Source organism: Sphaerospermopsis sp. FACHB-1194, from assembly GCF_014696235.1.
Classification (GTDB): domain Bacteria; phylum Cyanobacteriota; class Cyanobacteriia; order Cyanobacteriales; family Nostocaceae; genus Sphaerospermopsis; species Sphaerospermopsis kisseleviana.
In genome coordinates this window covers 1-18,825 of record NZ_JACJPU010000012.1, presented here as the reverse complement: position 1 = coordinate 18,825, position 18,825 = coordinate 1, and the positions used below count along the sequence as shown (strand labels likewise).

At 35.9% G+C, this 18,825-nt stretch carries 16 protein-coding genes; 10 read left to right on the top strand and 6 right to left on the bottom strand.

The genetic code is table 11. The features are described from left to right. Window positions 1-23 precede the first annotated feature (23 nt). Window positions 24-1,757: a DUF3352 domain-containing protein gene (locus H6F45_RS09430; protein ID WP_190347039.1), complete on the bottom strand. Its 1,734-nt coding sequence runs from the start codon at window positions 1,755-1,757 to the stop codon at window positions 24-26. A gap of 40 nt (window positions 1,758-1,797) precedes the next feature. Here H6F45_RS09430 and H6F45_RS09425 point away from each other — a divergent pair, with 40 nt between their 5' ends. The 5 genes from H6F45_RS09425 to H6F45_RS09405 all read left to right on the top strand — a co-directional run bounded on the left by H6F45_RS09425 (window position 1,798) and on the right by H6F45_RS09405 (window position 6,334). Next, on the top strand, window positions 1,798-2,145 hold the full coding sequence (locus H6F45_RS09425; protein WP_190347038.1) for a rhodanese-like domain-containing protein: 348 nt from the start codon (window positions 1,798-1,800) through the stop codon (window positions 2,143-2,145). A gap of 610 nt (window positions 2,146-2,755) precedes the next feature. Then, window positions 2,756-3,841, top strand: a complete 1,086-nt coding sequence (hrcA, locus tag H6F45_RS09420; protein WP_190347037.1) for a heat-inducible transcriptional repressor HrcA — start codon at window positions 2,756-2,758, stop codon at window positions 3,839-3,841. A gap of 21 nt (window positions 3,842-3,862) precedes the next feature. Next, window positions 3,863-4,522 carry a DUF2834 domain-containing protein gene (locus H6F45_RS09415; protein ID WP_137668068.1) on the top strand — a complete coding sequence of 220 codons (660 nt, stop codon included), beginning with the start codon at window positions 3,863-3,865 and terminating at the stop codon, window positions 4,520-4,522. Window positions 4,523-4,612: 90 nt separating this feature from the next. Beyond that, window positions 4,613-5,359 (top strand): L-histidine N(alpha)-methyltransferase, encoded by a 747-nt coding sequence (locus tag H6F45_RS09410; protein WP_199291245.1) that lies wholly within the window; start codon window positions 4,613-4,615, stop codon window positions 5,357-5,359. 102 nt (window positions 5,360-5,461) lie between these two features. Continuing rightward, entirely contained in the window at window positions 5,462-6,334 is an 873-nt protein-coding gene (locus H6F45_RS09405) for a Uma2 family endonuclease (protein WP_190347036.1), read from the top strand. 458 nt (window positions 6,335-6,792) lie between these two features. Here the strand turns inward: H6F45_RS09405 and H6F45_RS09400 are convergent, their stop codons facing one another. Beyond that, a complete protein-coding gene (locus H6F45_RS09400; protein ID WP_190347035.1) occupies window positions 6,793-7,962 on the bottom strand; it encodes a heparan-alpha-glucosaminide N-acetyltransferase domain-containing protein in 1,170 nt (389 codons plus the stop codon). Between the two features lie 413 nt (window positions 7,963-8,375). Between H6F45_RS09400 and H6F45_RS09395 the strand changes: the two genes are divergently transcribed. From H6F45_RS09395 to H6F45_RS09385, 3 genes are all read left to right on the top strand, one after another. Then, window positions 8,376-9,662 carry an FAD-binding oxidoreductase gene (locus H6F45_RS09395; RefSeq protein WP_190347034.1) on the top strand — a complete coding sequence of 429 codons (1,287 nt, stop codon included), beginning with the start codon at window positions 8,376-8,378 and terminating at the stop codon, window positions 9,660-9,662. A gap of 64 nt (window positions 9,663-9,726) precedes the next feature. Beyond that, window positions 9,727-11,076 (top strand): (Fe-S)-binding protein, encoded by a 1,350-nt coding sequence (locus H6F45_RS09390; protein ID WP_190347033.1) that lies wholly within the window; start codon window positions 9,727-9,729, stop codon window positions 11,074-11,076. 397 nt (window positions 11,077-11,473) lie between these two features. Next, window positions 11,474-12,697, top strand: a complete 1,224-nt coding sequence (locus H6F45_RS09385) for an acetate kinase (RefSeq protein WP_137668072.1) — start codon at window positions 11,474-11,476, stop codon at window positions 12,695-12,697. Between the two features lie 16 nt (window positions 12,698-12,713). On the opposite strand, the gene H6F45_RS09380 is transcribed toward H6F45_RS09385, so the two are convergent. The 3 genes from H6F45_RS09380 to H6F45_RS09370 all read right to left on the bottom strand — a co-directional run bounded on the left by H6F45_RS09380 (window position 12,714) and on the right by H6F45_RS09370 (window position 15,357). After that, complete coding sequence (locus tag H6F45_RS09380; protein WP_190347032.1) at window positions 12,714-13,646, bottom strand: hypothetical protein; 933 nt, start codon at window positions 13,644-13,646, stop codon at window positions 12,714-12,716. A 154-nt stretch (window positions 13,647-13,800) separates the two neighbouring features. Further along, complete coding sequence (locus tag H6F45_RS09375) at window positions 13,801-14,637, bottom strand: hypothetical protein (RefSeq protein WP_137668074.1); 837 nt, start codon at window positions 14,635-14,637, stop codon at window positions 13,801-13,803. Window positions 14,638-14,880: 243 nt separating this feature from the next. Then, a complete protein-coding gene (locus H6F45_RS09370; RefSeq protein ID WP_190347031.1) occupies window positions 14,881-15,357 on the bottom strand; it encodes a hypothetical protein in 477 nt (158 codons plus the stop codon). 233 nt (window positions 15,358-15,590) lie between these two features. Between H6F45_RS09370 and H6F45_RS09365 the strand changes: the two genes are divergently transcribed. Then, window positions 15,591-16,376, top strand: coding sequence for a hypothetical protein (locus tag H6F45_RS09365; RefSeq protein WP_187039297.1), 786 nt, complete (start codon window positions 15,591-15,593; stop codon window positions 16,374-16,376). Here the strand turns inward: H6F45_RS09365 and H6F45_RS09360 are convergent. Then, complete coding sequence (locus H6F45_RS09360; protein ID WP_190347030.1) at window positions 16,344-16,646, bottom strand: hypothetical protein; 303 nt, start codon at window positions 16,644-16,646, stop codon at window positions 16,344-16,346. The two genes, H6F45_RS09365 and H6F45_RS09360, sit on opposite strands and share 33 nt — an antisense overlap. Before the next feature lie 1,188 nt (window positions 16,647-17,834). Here H6F45_RS09360 and H6F45_RS09355 point away from each other — a divergent pair. Then, a partial coding sequence (locus H6F45_RS09355; RefSeq protein WP_277876973.1) for a Calx-beta domain-containing protein occupies window positions 17,835-18,825 on the top strand: 991 nt, incomplete at its 3' end.

Sequence of the window (18,825 nt, the reverse complement as noted above, 5' to 3'; positions counted from 1 at the left end):
AAGAAGTCGGGGATCTAGCTTGTCTATTTTTCTAATTGGAAGAAGACTCCACCTTTGAGTGTTTCTGCTTCCTGTCCGTAACTACTGACTGTAAGCGATCGCAAATTGTCAAACAGTGGTTTACCCAACAATTCCACAAATTTAAGTAAGGGTTGTTGACTTTCTAGAAATTCTTGGCTTTTTTTCCAATCAATATATATATAGCCTTGGTTTGGTTGAGGTAAGTTAGCAATACTATCCTGAAAGTTGGAATTTTCCATCAGGGTATGTTCTTGATGGGTAATAATTTTTTCCATCAATGCTAAGTCAGAGGTAATAATTTCATAATTATCAATGCTTGTATGCGCCCCTTTAACTTTTGCTTCAATGTTGACAGATGAATTTTCAGGAATAGCTTTTAACTCTGTCCAAACGGCAATTTTTTGATTGTTTAAAATCAAAGAACTAACATTAAATTCGTTGTTTGTGGCAATGTTATCTAATTTCGCTATACCTTGTTCTAACTGCGGTGTTTTTTCTACTACAAACACCCAATTGGGATTTATATTTTTATCTTGATTTGCCTCTTGATTTGGTAAAATTGCTAAGGCATATTCTCCACTTACCCAACTAAAAATATCCTCTTTCCAGTTTATATCCCAGCTTTTTTGTACATCTATTAAAGGTTGCATCCATCTGGCAATAGCTTCTTGAGAAGAACCATAAATAGTTGCTGTTGCTTGTTGCCAAAGTTTATCTAAGTTGCTATTGGGTAAATTACTCAAATTTGCGCCAGCAATTGCTAAACCTGCTGACTCTGGAATATACTTTAAGGCATCCACAGGTTTAGATAATGGTGTAAATACAGAAGCAACTTTTGAACTAGGTAAATTTGATCTAGATAAAAATGTGCTTTCTGCCAGCATACCTTGAGATTTTAAAACTAAAGAAAGAATTTGACTCTTATAAGTTGATTCTGCTAATTCTAAACCTTGCCATTGTGCCAATGTGGGTAATTTGAAGAAAGCTACAGCTACAGCATTTGTTGGTAATTCTTTTACAGCTTTTTGATATTCAGAATCACTACTTAAATTCAAATTTGGTGCTTGAATATTATTAATAGCTTCTTTGACAACTTTCAGATCATTAGCAAATAAAACAAAGTCATCAATAACCGCACCAGCTAAGGAATTTTGGATTTTGGATTTGGTATTTTGGCTTTTTTTGGATGTTATTATTTCTGGTGTATCATACAGTAATTTGACACCTTTATATTGTTCTACTTCTAAATTTGTTCCTGCTAAAGTTCGTCGAGAAAATAACAGTTCAACAAACTCACGGCTTTTTTCTGGGTTGTTTGTAGCTAGTGCCATCAAATACCCTGGTTGTAACCCATTTTCTGGATCACGATCAATATCTTCACTGGTAACAGCTAAGGTAATTTCATTACTTAGCCAAGGTTTGATATCATCCTTGAAATTTATGTTAGTTTTTGCTAATAAACTATTTTTGATTTGGGAAATTTCCCCTTTTTTTTCTATTGACTGCAAACCTTCAGGATTGACTAATAAAGACACCATTGCAGGTGCTACATTAGATACAAATATAGCCGCCCCTGGTTGAGATATGGGAGTATTTAATTTTACTGGACTTTTGAATAAAAACCAGTAAAAGCCAGTAATAGCAAGTAATACAGCAACTACACCAGCTACTATAAACCTAAAAGATAAACGTTGATTATTCACATTCAACCTATTTTCTCGCTTTTCTGTCACCATGAATAGTATGACAAATATTAGGATTGTTTAGAGAAACTGCATGACTGGTCAATCTTTTACTGAAATTAAGGTTAAAGAACTAGCGGAACGTTTAGCAAATGCTGATTCTGGTTTACAGTTAATAGATGTGCGTGAACCACAAGAAGTAGCGATCGCCAAAATTGATGGTTTTGTCAATCTTCCTTTGAGTGAATATGAGCAATGGAACGGGGAAATTTCCACCCGTTTTGATGCCCATGCGGAAACCCTGGTATTATGCCATCACGGTATGCGTTCTGCTCAGATGTGTCAGTGGTTAGTTTCTCAAGGATTTACTAACGTTAAAAATATTATAGGTGGTATTGATGCCTATTCTATTTTAGTTGATCCTGTAATTCCAAGGTATTAGGGACTGGGGACTGGGGACCTCACAGGGGTAGGTTTTTAATATTATCTGTTGAGGCAGGACCACCGAAGACAAGGAGGTATTGTAGACAAGGAAGATTTTATACAAAACAAGGTCTGTTTAGCCTCAGTTTTTGTTACTAATTGTACATTATTTGTACGTATTTCCTCCCTTGTCACCTTGTCTGCCTTGTCCTCCAAGTCTTGCCCTCACGACAATGTAAAATACCTAACCTTGTGAGGGACTGGGGACTGGGGACTGGGGACTGGGTAATCAATTTTATTTTTCCCAATCACCAATTACCAATCACCAATAGTTAGCAATGCAACTGAAGCTAAATCTAACTTTTGTAGCTAAAAATACAGCTTGATTAAGAAATCATATAAGATAATATGATAAATAGATGAGAATTTAGCCTGTTTTATGATATGAGCTATGCTGTATTAATAATTACATAGAAAATAAGTTCTCACGGGAAGCTTTGCACTTAACTAATATAGTATAAATATATAATTTAGCATCTTGTTTTGATTAATAATCAATCTTTTTTACTGTTTCATTAACAAAATTTTTCAACCTTTGCTTAAAATTTGCCTTCAGTAAAACATATTCTATGCAATTCCAGCTGACAAATCGCCAACAACATATACTTTGGGCAACTGTACGCCATTATATCGCCACTGCTGAACCAGTTGGCTCTAAAGCTTTAATTGAGGAATTTGATCTTGGTGTCAGTTCCGCTACTATCCGCAATGTTATGGGTGTTTTGGAAAAGTCGGGGTTACTTTACCAACCACACACTTCTGCGGGGCGTGTACCTTCTGATTCGGGTTATCGTATATATGTTGATAGGTTGATGAAACCGTCGGCAGCTTTAGCTAAAGAGGTTGAATCTACTTTACAACAGCGTCTACATTGGGATGATTGGAGTTTAGAAGCTTTACTACAAGGTGCGGCGCAAATTTTGGCAACATTAAGCGGCTGTATTACGTTGATAACTATGCCACAACCCAATATAGTACAATTAAGACATTTACAGCTTCTACAAGTTGAAGATGGGAAAGTTATGCTGATTGTGGTAACGGATAGTTATGAAACCCATTCCAAGGTAATGGATCTGTTTACAAGAGAGTCAGCAACTAAACCTGATCCAGAAACAATTGATCGAGAATTACAAATAGTTTCTAACTTTTTAAATAGTCATCTGCGTGGTTTTACACTCTTGGAATTAGCCCAGCTTGACTGGAGTGAGTTAGATCAAGAGTTTCAACGTTATGGGGAATTTTTGAAAAGTTCATTGACAGAATTACTCCGTCGTGCTGTTGCACCTTCAGCCACACAAATCATGGTGCGGGGTGTGGGTGAGGTGTTGCGTCAACCGGAGTTTGCCCAAGTGCAGCAGGTACAAACGATTATGCACTTATTGGAAGAAGAACAAGAGCAGTTATGGCGGTTAATATGTGAGGAATCGGAAATAGAGGAAACGGGTAAACCCAAGGTGACGGTGCGGATAGGTACGGAAAATCCCTTAGAACCCATTAGAACCTGTTCTTTGATATCTTCTAGTTATCGTCGGGGTACTGTACCCGTGGGAAGTATAGGTGTTTTGGGACCAACTCGGTTAGACTATGAAAATGCGATCGCTGTAGTAGCAGCAGCAGCAGAATATCTTTCAGAAGCTTTTAGTCAAACTGCGTAAACTGTCTAAACTCGGTAAATCATGTTGAGAAAAATCTCTTTTGGTTTAATATGGCTAGGATTTATTTCCTACGCCTTTTTATTTGCACCTCCTGATAATTTCCCAGAAAGTTTAGAGTTAATCACCAATCTTTCTACAGGAAACTGGGAAGGTATTAATCCTGCGATTATTGCCTTATTTAATATTATGGGAATATGGCCATTAATTTACAGTGCAGTGTTATTTATTGATGGCAGAAGGCAAAAAATACCAGCTTGGCCTTTTGCTACAGTTTCCTTTGGGCTTGGTGCTTTTGCACTTTTACCATATCTAGCTTTAAGAGAACCAAATCAAGAATTTACAGGTAATAAAAATTTGTTTCTGAAAATCTTTGATTCTCGCATCACAGGAATTTTATTAATGTTAGGTGCGGTGGTTTTATTTGCTTATGGTTTACAAGGAAATTGGAGTGATTTTATCCAACAATGGCAAACTAGCAGATTTATTAATGTAATGAGTTTAGATTTTTGTATGTTGAGTCTATTATTTCCTGCTTTGTTAGGGGATGATATGACGCGACGGGGTTGGAAGGATAATCAATTATTTTGGTTATTTGCTTTAGTTCCCTTTTTTGGGGCGTTGATTTATTTGTGTGTCAGGCCACCATTAAATGAACAAAAACAAGATTACCAAATGATTTGATGCATCAGGAAATAAGTAACTTTCCACTATCACACCAAACCTGATAAAATGTTTTCAATCTAAAAATAAAAATATCTGGAATTTAAAACAATGACAGAGCAGATAAAATTGGAAATGATTCAAGAAGAAAATCTCTTAACAGCAGAGTTTTTTAACCAGCAATGGCAAATTTACCAGAAAGTGTTAAAAAACAATTACATGGGACATCGGGAAATATATAATGTACTCCATGAATTATTAGTTAAACACTGGCAAAAACCGTTTACTCTGCTTGACTTGGGATGTGGAGATGGGAGTTTCACCACTCAAGCTTTATTAAATACTCAAATTGCTGAATATACAGGAATAGATGTATCTGTTCCCGCAATAGAAGATGCGAAAAAAAATATTGCTGTTACTGGTTGTCAGGGAAATTTTATCATAGGCGATTGTTGGCAATTAACGAATGAGTTAGCGCAAAATGAACCAAATAAATTTGATGTTGTGTTTACATCTTTTGCGCTCCACCATTTGCAATTAGAAGAGAAAGAAGATGTAATAAAAAATATCAAAAATCTGCTCAAATCAGGGGGAATTTTCATTTTAATTGATGTAGTTCGTCAAGAAAATGAAGATAGAGATAGTTATGTTAAACGTTATTTAGGGAATGTGAAAAAAGATTGGACTTTAATAACTCCTCAAGAGTATAAAATGGTCGATAGTCATATTTCATCTAGGGATTTTCCGGAAACTCAATCTAATCTAAAAAGTATTTCTGAAAAAGTCGGTTTTAGTAATTTTGAATGTGTTTATCGTGATGACTTGGATACAACACAATTGTTGTGTTTTTACCTATAAAAGCGATATTGTTGTTCTTCTGAAAATCTCCAGAAATCTTCAAATACCATATTATCGTGCTACATAATAGAGATCAAAGTTGTATCTTTAGGAATACCAATAATGTATCAAACAGATCCACCACTTTCCCCTAAAGAAACATTACCAACAATGTATGATCTTCCTAGCGAAGACCCGGAGGAGAAAGGTTTGCCAGATCAATTTCATTTACTACAACCACAATTATTAGCAGACACATTTCGCCCCCCTAACTATCCTAGCAACCAAATTTTTACAGCTAGTGATATGAATTTATATTACGATGGTCGTCATCCATTGTGGCATAAACGCCCAGATTGGTTTGCGGTTGTTGGTGTTTCTTCTCTGTATGAAGAAAGAGATTTAAGATTAAGTTATGTAGTTTGGCAAGAATTTGTAAATCCTTATATTGTGGTTGAATTATTATCACCGGGAACAGAAAAAGAAGATTTAGGTCAAACTTTGCGAGATGTGGAAAAACCCCCAACTAAGTGGGAAGTTTATGAGCAAATTTTAAGAGTTCCTTATTACGCAATTTTTGATCGTTATCAATCTGAATTTAGAATGTTTGAGTTAAAGGGCGCTCATTATACTGAAGTGAATTTATCAGATTTACGTTTTTGGATTCCTGATTTAGAATTAGGTTTGGGAGTTTGGCAGGGCAGTTACAAAAATGTTAATATGCCTTGGTTACGTTGGTATGACCAAGATGGTAATTGGGTGTTAACTCCTGTGGAAGAAGAACGTCAAAAAGTTGAACAGGAACGCCAGAAAGCTGAACAGGAACGCCAGAAAGCTGAACAGGAACGCCAGAAAGCTGAACAGGAACGACAGAAAGCTGAACAGGAACGCCAGAAAGCTGAACAGGAACGCCAGAAAGCTGAACAAGAACGACAGAAAACAGAAAAATTAATTGCCCAACTACGTGCGCTTGGTGTTGAACCTGAATTAGATTAAATCACAGAATTGATGATGTTTGTTTACCACATTTTATAAATGTGGTTTTTTTATGTTTTTAGGAACTTCCAAACAATAAATTAGGGGTTGCTGAGAAAGTCTTTCCGTGAGGGCATAGGAGTCAGGAGTCAGGAGTCAGGAGTCAGGAGGAGATTGGAAAATTTCTTTGCCATCTCTTGAAATCCCAAAAAATGCACACTTTTTCCGGTATACCCTTCAAAACCCTTGCACTAATTTCTGTGTTTATCAGCCTCTAACCTTTGATATATCAAGGTTTTAGGTTTATTCAGCAAACCCTAAATTATCCAATCTTGTGGGATGGGCTTCTAGCCCATCCGGGTTGAAGGGCAGGCAAGACTTGTACTGAGCGTGTCGAAGTATACCTACCCCACAAAAATTAATTGAATATTTTTTTATCTGGAAGTCCCTTAGTGTTTAATAGCAAAATTCATGAACAACTAAATTTTCAGAAACCAACGCCGACGATACATAAAATAAAGCACTAACCACCATAATAAAAGATTAGTGATAGCAAATAATAATGAACCATTCATATTTCCCGCCCAAGCACTAAACAAATTATCATAAATCCAGGTTTTTGTAGCTACTGCATCTTTACCACTACCTACAGAAGTTTTAACTAAAATTCTGCCCACAACCCCAGACCCAACAAAGAGAAAAATGGCATTTAAACCCATCACTTCCCAAGGAAAACCCCATTTTTTTAAACCCCGAACTTCCACCACTTCATAACACAAAGCTAATACTAATAAAGCCCAACCAGCAGTATAAACTACATAAGAACTCGTCCACAAAGATTTATTAATCGGAAATACAAAACCCCATAATATCCCAATAATTAAACACCCCAAACCCCAAATTACTAAATTAACACTCGTCCTAGTTTTAACCTGCTGTTTTTGCAACCATGAACCAGTAAAATAACCAATTAAAACTGTTACCAATGCGGGAATAGTGCTAAATAAACCTTCAGGATCAAATGGTCCACTTTGATAAAGATGTTGACTTCCTAAAATCATCCGATCAATATAACCAGCAAAATTTCCTTCAGCAGATAAATTACCCGCACCAAAACCAGGAACAGGAATTAATTGCATTGCAACCCAATAACCTAAAAGCGATATTCCTGAAAATATCCATAAACCACGTTGGGAAAGTTGTAAAACCACAAAAGCAGCAATTACATAAGTTAAACTGATACGCTGCAACACCCCCATAATTCTAATTTTACTTAAATCAATGGGTATTCCTTTTAAAGTAAAATCGAGAAAAAAAGTAAACAAAGTCAAAAATAAACCCAAAGCAAATAACACCAAACCTCGGCGAATTATTCGCAAATAAACTTGACTAGTGGGACGGTTTTCTGGTGTGTTTTCTCGTGCATATTTAGCAAAAGAAAAAGGCATTGCTACACCAACAATAAATAAAAAGAAAGGGAAAATTAAATCTGTGGGTGTGCAACCATGCCATTTTGCGTGTTCTAATGGTGGGTAGATGTAACTCCAACTACCAGGATTATTAACTAAAATCATAGAGGCGATCGCAATTCCCCGAAATACATCCAGAGAAACAAGACGCGGAAACGAATTTTTAATTACTGTTGACACAAAAAAATTCCCATCACCATCACTTAGATATTAAGGATAATACATTTTTTTAGAACTTATCAAAGCAAAAATTTTTCCTGTCATCCCAATTTTTAACAAATAACCGTAGCAACACCAAAAACTCTCTTCTTCCTTCTTCCCTTCGTGTCCTACCCTTCGGGAACACCTTCGGTGAACGTACCTTCGTGGTTCGTTCATTTCACGTCTTGACCTCAAGCAAAAAATAAACTTACACATTTGGGATGCTCCCGAATCAAACAATTATCAATTGTCAATTCTCAATTATCAATTGATCAGTTGGGTATTTGCACAAAATCAAAAATTCCTAAAGATTAATTTACCAATTTTCCTCTGGTGTATGATTTTTGTTAAATTAACCAGTACATTAATAAGGAGGATAGGAAAACAAACCAATGAATGCGATCGCCTCTACCATAGCATCTATTATCAACACAGAAAACGCTGTCTTCCCTTGGGAAAATCTCGCACCCAGTCAGCAACAACGTATTCAAGCAGCGATAAACCCCAAAACCCATCCCAGTTGTATCGTTTATCCCCACACTCAAGAACAACTGGCCGCAGTCATGTCCGCTGCAAACAGCAATAAATGGTCCGTTCTCCCCTGCGGTAGTGCAAGTAAACTTCATTGGGGTGGTTTAAGTAAAAATATTGATATTGTCGTCAGTACAGAACGTATTAACAGACTCATAGAACACGCGGTAGGTGATCTAACTGTCACCGTAGAAGCAGGAATAAAATTTGGCGAACTTCAAGAAATTTTAGCCAAATATCGGCAAAATTTAGCTCTTGACCCTGCTTTTTCTCCTTTTGCTACCATTGGTGGTATTATTGCTACTGCTGATACAGGTTCTCTACGTCAACGTTATGGCGGTGTGCGTGACCAACTTTTAGGTATAACTTTTATCCGCGCTGATGGACAAATTGCCAAAGCAGGGGGAAGGGTAGTAAAAAATGTTGCTGGTTACGACTTGATGAAATTGTTTACCGGTGCTTACGGTACATTAGGAATTATCAGTCAAGCCACTTTTCGAGTTTATCCTTTACCAGAAACATCGGGAACTGTAATATTAACTGGTAAAGCTGAAGCGATATCCCAAGCTGCTACAATTCTTCAAGGTTCTGAGTTAACACCAACTCAAGCAGATTTAATATCCAGTCAATTAGTTTCTGATTTAAATTTAGGTAGCGGAATAGGTTTAATTGTCCGGTTTCAAAGTATTAGCGAAAGTGTGAAGGAACAGTCTAACAGACTTTTGGCAATTGGTCAAAAATTAGGTTTAAATGGGGCAATTTATTCAGCCGAAAATGAGGCTAATTTATGGCAACAATTACCAGAAACAATACATAATTATGGTAATAATTCAGAAATTACTGCCAAAATAGGAGTATTACCAACTGCTGCGGTGGAGGTGATTAATAAAATTAATTTCGGGTTGATTCATCTCAATAGCGGTTTGGGTTTGGTGCGGTTAGAAAATCAAAATCAGGTTTTGAACGTGCGTGATTTCTGTCAATCTAATTCTGGTTTTTTAAGTGTTTTATCTGCACCTTTTGAAATAAAAGAAAAGTTGGATATCTGGGGTTATGATGGTAATGGTTTGGATATGATGCAGCGAATTAAGAAACAGTTTGATGGGAATTATATTTTAAGTCCTGGTCGGTTTGTTGGTGGGATTTAAGGTTTAAGAATAACGAACCGCAAAGTACGCAAAGTACGCAAAGTTAAGAGGGGAAGAAAGAGTCATGCAAGTTTCGGAAAGTTCGGTGAATAAGACTGCTAGTGTTAAGAATTTACAGGGTTTTGATCCTAGTCATCCTCCTGATCCTAAGTTGATTGATAGTTGTGTTCATTGTGGGTTTTGTCTTTCTACCTGTCCTAGTTATCGGGTAATCGGAAAGGAGATGGATTCACCCAGGGGTAGAATCTATTTAATGGATGCTATTAATGAGGGGGAAATTGCTTTAAATACTGCTACTGTTCAACATTTTGATTCTTGTTTGGGTTGTCTTGCTTGTGTGTCAACTTGTCCTTCTGGTGTGCAGTATGATAAGTTGATTTCCGCAACTCGTCATCAGGTGGAAAGAAATTATAACCGCAGTTTTTCTGATAAGTTAATCCGTCAATTGATTTTTTCTCTGTTTCCTAATCCTGATGTTTTAAGAATTTTACTTTTCCCTTTATTTGTTTATCAAAAGTTGGGGGTTTCTCAGTTATTACGCGCTACTGGGTTCATGAAAAAAATCTCTCCCCGGTTAGCTGCTATGGAGTCTATTTTACCGGAAATTACTGTTAAGTCTTTTCAGGATAATTTACCCGATATCATTCCTGCAAAGGGTGAAAAAAGATATCGTGTTGGTGTAATTTTGGGATGTGTACAACGTTTGTTTTTCTCTCCGGTAAATGAAGCAACAGTGAGGGTTTTAACTGCGAATGGTTGTGAAGTTGTAATTCCTAAATCTCAAGGTTGTTGTGCTGCACTTCCTGAACATCAAGGACAAACTGAACAAGCAAAAGCTTTAGCAAGACAAATGATTGATAGTTTTGCTGATACAAATGTCGATTTTGTGATTATTAATGCTGCTGGTTGTGGTCATACTTTAAAAGAATATGGTCATATTTTAGCTGATGATCCAGAATATGCCCAAAGAGCTAAAGCATTTGCAGCAAAAGTAAAAGATGCACAGGAATTTTTAGCAAATGTGGGTTTAACTGCGGAACTTTCACCTTTAACAGATAAACCTTTAACTTTAGTTTATCAAGATGCTTGTCATTTATTACATGGTCAAAAAATTAGTGTTCAACCCCGTCAGTTATTAAGAAAAATTCCTGGAGTCACCTTAAAAGAACCCATAGATGCAGCTTTGTGTTGTGGTAGTGCAGGTATTTATAATCTGCTACAACCAGAAGTTGCTGAAGAATTAGGTGAACAAAAAGCCCAGAATTTAATCAATACTGGTGCTGATTTAATTGCTTCCCCTAACCCAGGTTGTAGTTTACAAATTAGTAAATATTTGCAGGGTAAAAATATTTCTTTGATGCACCCGATGGAATTATTAGATTATTCTATTCGCGGAGAAAAACTAGAATTGTAAAACTTCAGATCCCCGAATCTTGGGGATCTTATTCCTAGATAGGAAAAATAACCACAGCAACACTAAAAAATCTCTTAAACTCTCTTACCTTTGTGTTCTTTGCGCCCTTTGCGGTTCAATCATATCAAATTTACACATTTAAGATGCTACCCAAAAATCACTATTTCATCATCTACCCCTACTCAAACATTCTGACTCCTGTACGGGCGAAGCATTTGGATGTTCAATTCTCGATTTTTCCCTAATATTTCTGTCCGAATGCTTCGCCCCTACTGACTCCTAAATTTTTCAAATGTGCTTATTTTCAAACACTAATTTCATCTACTCGGTAGCAGATTTTCAAAAGCAATTGTAAAATCATGACAGCATCAGACCAGGTTATGTTTCCCATTATCCTATGAAGATTCTAGTCTTAAATGCCGGATCTAGTAGCCAAAAAAGTTGTTTGTATGACATTACAGATGCAACTCTTCCCCAAGAAGCACCAAAACCTCTTTGGGAAGGGAAAGTTAACTGGACTCAAGACCGTGGTGTGGCTGAAATTGAGGTAAAAACCGCCACTGGTGAAACACTGCAAGAATCTATTTATGGTGACTCCCGCAAAGCCCATGTAGCATATATGCTGTATACTCTTACTCGTAGTGCTACCAAGGTACTGAGTAATTTATCAGAAATTGATGTGGTGGGACATCGTGTGGTACATGGTGGCTTAAATTACCGCAATAGTGTTATAATTAATGAGGATGTTAAACAGGCGATCGCTAATCTTTCAACCCTTGCCCCAGCCCATAACCCAGCGGCTTTGGAAGGTATAGAAGCCATTGAGCAAAGCTTGGGAGATGTTAAACAAGTGGCAGTATTTGATACAGGTTTTCATAGCACCTTACCGGATGCTGCTGCCGTCTATCCCGGTCCTTATGATTGGGTAGAGAAAGGTATCCGTCGCTACGGCTTTCATGGTATCAGTCACCAATACTGTGCGAACCGTGCAGCGCAAATTCTTGGTCGAGATTTGACAGACCTGCGTTTAATCACTTGCCATTTAGGTAACGGTTGCTCTTTAGCTGCAATTAAAGAAGGTCGCAGTATTGATACCACTATGGGATTTACACCTTTAGATGGTTTGATGATGGGAAGTCGTTGCGGTTCAATTGATCCAGGAATTTTAATCTATCTATTGCGTCAGTCTGATTACTCAGCAGAAAGCTTAGATTATGTTTTAAATAAAGCTTCTGGTCTACGGGGAATTTCGGGTGTTTCCAGTGATTTACCTCAAGTTCTGGCAGCAATTGAACAAGGTAACTATCGTGCTAAACTAGCTTGGGATATTTACGTACATCGGTTACGGACTGGTATCGGTTCGATGTTGGCTAGTTTGGGTGGTTTAGATGCGTTAGTATTTACCGCTGGAGCAGGTGAAAAATCGCCATTAATCAGACAAGCAGCTTGTGAAGCGTGGGAATTTTTAGGATTGAAAATAGACTCGGAGAAAAATAAACAACAACCAATTGATGTAGATATTGCTACACTTGATTCTAATGTGCGAGTATTAGTTATACACACACAAGAAGATTGGGCGATCGCTCAACAATGTTGGCAGTTATGTCAAATTAAACAGTAAAAATGTTGAATCTAATTTAATTAAGGATTATCTTCAAGAGAATTTTACCAAGTTTTGGTAGTAACCACTTGAGCAAATGTGGTATCAACACTATTAAAACTAAATTTCCCAAAAATATAACTGGAACATCTGAAAAACTACTTACATTAACAAATAAATTAGTGATCAACCAGACTAACCAATTGATAAGCTCTTGATTTTTTTTTCTCCCTATATATTTTTTCAGTTCATTGACAATAAATAGATTCAGTATAGCTAATAGCAAAAATAGGATTATCCAGACTAATATTAATATAAAAAATTGCCATCCTGTGATCGCAGCTACTTTCCAAATAATCAAACTTGCAGGAAGAATTGCATATATAAACCAATATACAGAATTTAAATTACTTCTAAGACGCTTTATTATTTGTTCCGTTAGCCAATAATGAGCAGAGACAATTCTTAAACAATCTGCATTTTCTAGGAAATCATAACGAATCTTGTGGATAATATCACCATCAAATAACACAGTAGTTTGCAAAATAATATTAATTTTTTGATCTGCCCTTGATTGATAATAAGAATTAAAGGTGAACCCTGATAGAGAAATAATCTTTGTCTGTGGATTTTTATTAGTCAGTAATTGCCAGATTTGAGCTAAAAACAAATAAACAAGAAAATAAACTTTGGGATTTTTATAATTAACCTGGTTTTTATTTGGCTCAATTACATTCTCAGTCACAAAAGTATAGTACCATAAAGGTAATACCAACCCTGAAGGAATATAAAGAGATAAACCCTGGATTTGCGCTTTTTCAATTTGCTCTATAATTGAATTATTCAAATAAAAACTATACTCTCCTTCATCAACTTTAAATTCCACAAAACTACTGCCCGGAGGAACTTGCAAAGAAAATGAAAAACTATGATTACTATATGCTTTATTGATTTTTTGTTTAAATTTCATAACACCCTAAGTACCCTGCAAATATATCTTGATATCTTGATTAAATTTATCTTGATTTATCATTAAAGTAGCCAAAATAGTTTTATAGTGCGTCAAACGAGGAATTTACATCTGGTTTTATTGACGCACTTTCTGATTAATTTTAGTGAAAAATCTAAATTTTACCAGAAGATAAACCAGCAATATTTTTGACAAAATTAATCAGAAATTCGATGGTTTCACGCCATTGTTTTTCACCAGACACTACACCATCATTATGAATTTTCATAACTATATCTTGATCGGTTTCTTTTAAATTAAATAAATCACGATGATAACGGGTAATAATATCACCGTCTAATTGCATTATCGTTTGAGCATAAATCGTATCTACTTGATCACTTGTGATATCACCACCATCTAATGCTGCTTTTAGTTCCGAAACTTTACGCAAAGTCAACACAAATTTATCATTACTCAAAATTTTTGAGATTTTCTGATAATTATCTACATTATTTTCATGATCTCCAAAAGGAGAAGGTAACATTGACTTTGATTCTTTTTTTCCATCTGCATTTAATCTATTTTCATCTATATATCGCAGACGTTTATTATATATATCTATGACTGCACCATCTGGTTTTCCAGATTCTTTATATTCTAGCTCTTGCTCTAAAAGTATGTAAATATATTCTCTTTCAAGTTGTAAAAATATATTGATATAACGTTCCTGCAAATCTAGAACAATCTGTTTATCTGTAAAATAATTTGGATCACTTATAGCATAAATATTGTAATATGCTTGCCAAGGATTAAACTTAGAACCGCTAATATTACTCACAACTATCGTGTTTACTTCTAAAGTTGTAATGTCTTTCACCAAGACATTGACTGAATCAACAAATTTATTTAGTAAATCTTTGGCTTTGTTTACCGTGCCAAGATTGGTAATATTTTGATTATCTTGAGATTTAGATTCCAAAGCTTTTTGATTTTGAATTTTAGCAAACATGATAACAACCTTATTAACAAATTTTCTACATGAGCATGAATTTGATGCTTGAAGCGATACAAGCAATATGCTTCTCCTGATTGAGACTTTATTTAGATTTAGATATAGTGAGAAGATTTGCAATCATAGATTTTTCATTGTTATATAAAAACTGAAATTTAAATTTCCTAGATATAAAAAGGTAGATTTAAAACGGACTGAGAATATTTTTTAAATCTGCCCCTTTCACTATCAACCAACTAATTAAGGACGTTTTGATGGTTGTGAATTTTGATTGTTTTGACTATGTTTAAGCATAGCCATCAAAATTTCATATAACTTTTGGATACTTTCTATATTTTTTTGAATTATTTCCCGACTTTCTTTCACTTGGCTTAAATGAAATTCCCTCAGTTCTGCATAGGGACCATCACCAATAAATTTACTACCTACTTCATTTTTGATATCACCATCAATCAAATTGATGCGCGTCAACAATTTATTTTCTGGTTTAGCAGTTTGTGACTCATCCGTAAATGATGAAGAAGCATCAAAAACAGAAGTTTCAATTTCTAATTCGACTACATCGGCTATGGCGGTTTTCATGATGTCAACTATATCATTGAAACTCACACCATTTTTTTTGAAATCCAGATTATTTAGCTGTTTTTGGAATTTATTTGGTTTTTCAGAACCTTCTGCATGAATTTGCAAGTCTTCTGCTAACTTTGTTTCAGCCATAATAGCTATGTATATGTATATGTACAGGGTTAAAGTTGTATCAAAATCTTATTGTTGGTTATATTGGTTTTTTTTTCTAGTGTTTGTTTAATAAACTTAACTTTAATATAAGTATTTTAACGTAAATGTAAGTTTATATTAAACATTTCCTATTGTAAATCTGTTACGAACTTGTTCCAAAGCCAGGTAAAATATACAGTCAGGTAAATTTGCTGATAAAGCTAAGAAAAATTATGTTGTTATCTCGTGAATTTATTATTACGCCCTTAGTAGCTTGTTTCTGCATCTTAGGAATTAGTTTAAGTCAATTTCCGAGATTGCAAGAACTTATCAACAGCGAACAATCTATGTCTGTGGAAGCTTTGGAAAAAGAACAACAAAAAGAAGCTTTACGTTTGAGTTTACTGCAACAAATACCCACTTTTGGTTATGATAACCTCATTTCTAATTGGGTATATATTGACTTTTTGCAATACTTTGGTGATGATCCCGTTAGAGATAAAATAGGTTATAGTTTAAGTCCAGAATTTTTTGCAATCATCCTTAAACATGATCCGAAATTTAGAGAAGCTTATCTTGGTCTTTCTGTTAGTAGTTCTTTATATGCAGGTATGCCAGAAAGAGCTATTACATTAATGGATAAAAGTTTAAAATCCCTATCTCCTAAAATCCCAGAAAAATCTTACTATATCTGGCGTTATAAAGGCACAGATGAGTTATTATTTTTAGGTGACTCCCAAGCCGCAAGTAAGTCTTTTCTCAAAGCGGCAGAATGGGCTAGTGAATACGATGATCAAGACAGTAAAAATGTAGTTTCTCTGTCCCAATCTACTGCTAAATTTTTAGAAAGAAACCCTGATAGTAAGTATGCTAGAATTGCCAGTTGGAGCATGGTTTTACAAAATAACGTAGATGAAAAAACCCGCAACCGTGCAATTCAAGAAATTGAAAATTTAGGTGGTAAAATAGTGATTAATAATCAAGGATTACCAACTGTAACTTTCCCAGAAAAAGATTAAGGTAATTGATAATTGATAATTGATAATTGATAATTGATAATTGATGATTGATGATTGGTAATTGATAATTGATAATTGATAATTGATAATTGATAATTGATGATTGATGATTGGTAATTGATAATTGATAATTGATAATTGATAATTGATAATTGATAATTGATAATTGATGATTGATGATTGGTAATTGATAATTGATAATTGATAATTGATAATTGATAATTGATAATTGATGATTGATGATTGGTAAAAATAAAATTGATTACCCAATCCCCAATCCCCAGTCCCCAGTCCCCAGTCCCCAGTCCCCAATCCCCAGTCCCCAGTCCCCAGTCCCCAGTCCCTCACAAGGGTAGGTATTTTACATTGTCGTGAGGGCAAGACAAGGTGGACAAGGGAGGAAAACCGTACAAAATCAGATGCTCTTGGTAACCAAAAAAGTCCGTCAAAATACTGTTGTGCGTATCAAATCTTTCTTATCCATCCCTTCGACTACGCTCAGGACAAGCCTTCCTTGTCTTCCTGGTTCTGCCTTCACAGTTAATATTAAAAACCTACCCCTGTGAGCCTTAATAAGGGGGGAACTAGAATCAAAGTCCCCCTTTTCAAGGGGGATTTAGGGGGCTTAGGGGGGATCTGCAAGTGTATAAAGTCACCATCTAAAACTTTTCAAACACCCTCTGAGTGACCTTGCCATAAATAACCTTCATCTCAAAATTTACCCTTTGATGGAAATAATCGAGTTTTGAGTGGGAATTTTGTTAAACTTCGGACTTTTATAGATAATATTCTTTCATTATTTATTCTTGATCACAATCTATCTGTAGATAGATGCTAAAGGTTAGTAAGTCAGAATAAGTTGTAACCAAGTCAATATTTTTTGATACAAAGGTCTATACGCAGTTAATTATATACTAAAAACGGATGATTGCTAGACTTTTGCCTGGGCAAAAATCTTTGTATAGCAATACTCTTAGCGATTTAAGTAGTAAGGCTGTAACCCGTTTTTAGTATAATCAACTTTCCGCACTTCAAAATGTACTACGTTAATACTTCGATAAATTTTACAAAAAATGTAGATATTAGGACTTACGCATTGACAGGATCAACCAAATATGGGTTATGGGTTTCGGGTACTTTAACATGATTTTTTGATGATTTTTGAGCGATAGCGAAGCGCTTCTGCAAGCAGTTCGCTATTGATCGGAAGTTAATCGACAAAAGCCTGAAACGACGGATTTTCGTTCATGCACATCATGGTGAATTTGTACAGTGCGTAAGTCCTAGATATTATTCAATATTTAAACGTATGAATTACAGCCCTTCAGCGATCGCTATTCAACCACCATTAACCCCAATTTTCGTAATCTTCATGTATTACCAAGTGAAGTGCGAGATGTGGGTTATAATCCGTGGAGATAGCAATTTTACTGTCAACTCAATCACAGGATTATAGTCATGGTAATTATTGATCTCAGTGCTAACCAAACGGTAGTCGAAGGCAACACCAGTCCCCAAAATGTCACTTACACTGTAACTCTTTCCAGCGCCAGCACCGAAACGGTTACTGTTCAATATACCATTTTTGGTGATACGGCTATAGCAGGGTCAGATTATACTACCACTAGCGGAACTTTAACTTTTGCTCCTAATGTTACCAGTCAAGTCATCAATATTCCCATTCTCGATGATGACCTTAACGAAGCAGATGAAACCTTTACTCTCTTCCTGTTTTCTCCCACCAATGCCAACTTGGGTACAACCACAACTGTAACTACAACCATCACCGATACCCTCACGGCTGATGTTACTACCACCCTACCAGCGGGAGTAGAAAACCTCACCCTGACAGGAACAGCAGCGATTAACGGTACTGGTAATGCTGGTAATAACGTCCTCACCGGTAACAGTGCTAATAATAGTCTTACTGGTGGAGCAGGTAACGACACTCTTAATGGTGGTTCTGGGACTGATACCTTAATTGGCGGTTTAGGCAACGATACTTACATTGTAGATACCACCACTGACACCATCACCGAACTTTCTGGAGGTGGTACAGATACCATTCAATCTAGTGTTACCTTTACTATTGCCACTCTCACCAACATTGAAAACCTGACACTAACAGGAACAGCAGCGATTAACGGTACTGGTAATGCTGGTCATAACATCCTAAATGGTAACGATGCTAATAACACCCTAAATGGTGGTGATGGAAATGACACACTCCAGGGTGGTGATGGGATGGATACCTTAATTGGTGGTTTAGGTGATGACGTTTACGTTGTTGATACCACCACTGACACCATCACCGAAAATCCAGGAGGTGGTACAGATACCATTCAATCTAGTGTTACCTTTACTATTGCCACTCTCACCAACATTGAAAACCTGACACTAACAGGAACAGCAGCGATTAACGGTACTGGTAATGCTGGTAATAACGTCC